Annotated in this window: 3 protein-coding genes; 2 read left to right on the forward strand and 1 reads right to left on the reverse strand. The window is 56.0% G+C overall.

Going from position 1 to position 2,657, the window contains the following annotated elements:
- Positions 1 to 415, forward strand: a 415-nt coding sequence (locus ACO6V1_RS23345; protein WP_422468917.1) for a hypothetical protein, incomplete at its 5' end; no start/stop codon positions are given.
- Between the two features lie 6 nt (positions 416 to 421).
- The gene (locus tag ACO6V1_RS23350; protein ID WP_422468919.1) at positions 422 to 2,062 is read left to right on the forward strand and encodes a hypothetical protein; all 1,641 of its coding nucleotides are present in this window, start codon (positions 422 to 424) and stop codon (positions 2,060 to 2,062) included.
- On the opposite strand, the gene ACO6V1_RS23355 is transcribed toward ACO6V1_RS23350, so the two are convergent.
- Positions 2,059 to 2,550: a DUF29 domain-containing protein gene (locus ACO6V1_RS23355; protein WP_422450825.1), complete on the reverse strand. Its 492-nt coding sequence runs from the start codon at positions 2,548 to 2,550 to the stop codon at positions 2,059 to 2,061. The two genes, ACO6V1_RS23350 and ACO6V1_RS23355, sit on opposite strands and share 4 nt — an antisense overlap.
- Between the last annotated feature and the right edge of the window lie 107 nt (positions 2,551 to 2,657).

Here is a 2,657-nt window from a genome sequence, read left to right on the forward strand (position 1 = left end):
CTACTTGTTGGTATTGAACAATGTCAACATCACTGGCACTGATTTTGTTAGAAAGTATATGGGCTTATCCATTCAGCAAAGTTCTGGAGGGGGATTCTGGGATGGTTATGGCGCTTTCAGAATGAAAGTACTGGCTCATAACGGGACAACAACCCCAGTGGCCAAAGAGTATTCTGGTCTGCGACTAATGGACGACACATTTTCCTCAGTAAATGTCTCCGGCCAGATCTCCATCACGCCGGGAGGCAGTGGCTTTAGCGCAATCACTGGTCACCTGCAAACCGGTAACGGTAACCCTTATTTGTATGCCACGATGTCAGCGGAATGGGGCGGAGCGATGCACGGAATAAAGCTGTTTGCCAGTGTGGCTGACAAGCTGTCCGGTTCGGTTTCCCTGTATGGCTTGAAAAAGTAAACGCCCATGAAACTGGACATCACTTCCTTCACCGGCGAGGTCCCCTGGCTGGACAGCCATCTGCTGGAAGACACCCAGGCAGAGGCCGCCATTGACTGCCGGTTGACCAATGGCAGCCTGCGAGCCTACTACGCCCCTGCCGATGAACAGGCCCTGAATGCCACGCCGAAGTCCATCTACCTCTATCGCAACGAAGGCAGCCGGTACTGGTTCGACTGGACCACGGACGTGGACGTGATCCGTTCCCCGGTGGCCGACGATCCTAATAACCGGGTTTACTACACCGGCACGGTGAAAGGGCCCCGCTACACCGATAACGGCCTGGCCTTGAGTGGTGGCAGTGACTATCCGGTTAATGATCATCAGCTTGGACTGCCGGAACCGGACGTGGCTCCCGTGGTGACGCTCAGTGGTACAGCGCTGGACGATGCTGAAGAAGTGGATGCCGAAACCCGTTTCTATACCTACACCTGGGTGGACGAAAACGGACGGGAAGGGCCGCCATCGCTGCCCTCCGGTGAGATTGTGGTGAAGCCCGGTGAAACGGTGGACATTACCGTGGGTGCCGGTCCCGGTGCCGTGGACCTGAATATCACCCATTACCGGATTTACACCAGCACCCAGATCGGCGTGTACCAGCTTTGCACTCAGATCAACAATGCCGGAACGGTGGCCACCGATACCCCCGTAGGTGTCACCACTGTGGTGGATCAAACGCCGTTGGACCAACGGGGCGGCATCCTGAAAACCATCGGCTGGGTTGCGCCACCCAACAACCTGCAAGGCATGGTGGTACTGCCCGGTGGCGTGGCGGCAGGGTTCTCTGGCAAGGAGCTGATGTTCAGTGAGCCTTACCATCTGTATGCCTGGCCAGCGGCCTACCGGCTGGCGGTGGAGTATGAGATTCAGTCGCTAGCAGTGGCCGCCAACAGTGTGATCATTGTCACGGAGGGTTATCCCTATGTGGCCTTTGGCACCGAACCCAGTGCCATGACCCTGGAACGGCTCGATACGGCACACGCCTGCATCAGCAAGCGTAGCATGGTGGATATGGGGGATATGGCCCTGTATGCCTCCCCCGATGGTCTGGTGCGGATCGCTGGCGGCCGGGCGGAGTTGATGACCCGCAATATCATCAATCCGGAAGACTGGCGGCAACGGTTCAAGCCACAGACCATCCATGCCTGCTTCCATGATGGCCGGTACTTTGGTTTTTATGGGGACGCTATGGACTCTCCAGACGATAAAGGCGGCTTTATCTTCAGTCCTGACAGCGGCACCTTTACCGAGCTCGGCACATACGCTGATGCCTGTTACCGTGATCTTCAGGACGACAGCCTGTATCTGGCCATTGGCGACACCATCAAGGCGTGGGACAAAGGCACTGCACTGATGCCCTATCGGTGGCGCAGCAAGGTGTTTCAGGGTAAGCCTGCCCTGTTCAGTTCGGCAAGGATCATGGCCGACAGTTATACCGACCTGGTGTTTCGGGTGTTTCGGGATGAACAGCAAATTCTGGAACTGCCGGTCACGTCTGGCCGGGGCTTCCGACTCCCCGCATGCCGGGGCAGTCGCTGGCAGTTTGAGTTGGCAGGTACTGATACCGTGACCGCCTTGATTGTGGCCAGCTCGATGGCAGAGCTTTAGGGCAGCCATTCCTCATTCATAATCTGCCCATAGGTCCATGGGCAGGTATCCGGGAAATCCCCTTCGGTCAGGGTCTGGTGTTTTTGCAGGTAGGGGCGCAATTCTTCAACGGCTTCCTTGCGCGCCTTGGCATACAGGCTCTCCAGTGACTCCGGCAACAGGGTTTTGAGGGATGGGTTGTCGGCCAGCCGGTCACGGATGTTTCTCCGGCAGCGGTGGATCGTACCGAACCATTCTGCGCAGTTATAGGGCATGGGCAGGTCAGGGTTTATGAATTGACTCTGGTGCTGATATTTAAGCAAGTGGGATAACAGGGTTTTGCAGTGGGAAGTCAGGGAGCTTCGATTGCTTTTACCCACGTCGCCCAGTTCCTCTAACAGGTTTTTAATATCCAGCCGGTCAAGTTGGCCGGATAGCAATAATTGTTTCTGCTGCTCTGCCCATTGCTCATAGTCGGTGTCGTAGAGATTGTTTTTGCTGTTCTGCATTGCCTGCATCCTTTTTATTTACTGTTCACCATTTTAGGTTACCCATGGCCAAATTTCCCGCGCTGCCCGCCAGCGTAGACCGCTACGTGCGCGAGTTCCTGAACCGT

It is taken from the genome of Endozoicomonas sp. ALC013 (genome assembly GCF_049310205.1).
Lineage (GTDB): Bacteria > Pseudomonadota > Gammaproteobacteria > Pseudomonadales > Endozoicomonadaceae > Endozoicomonas.

Bases quoted from the DNA above. Each gene is read 5' to 3' on its own strand.
- ACO6V1_RS23355 (WP_422450825.1), bottom strand. From the start codon at position 2,550: ATGCAGAACAGCAAAAACAATCTCTACGACACCGACTATGAGCAATGG.
- ACO6V1_RS23350 (WP_422468919.1), top strand. From the start codon at position 422: ATGAAACTGGACATCACTTCCTTCACCGGCGAGGTCCCCTGGCTGGAC.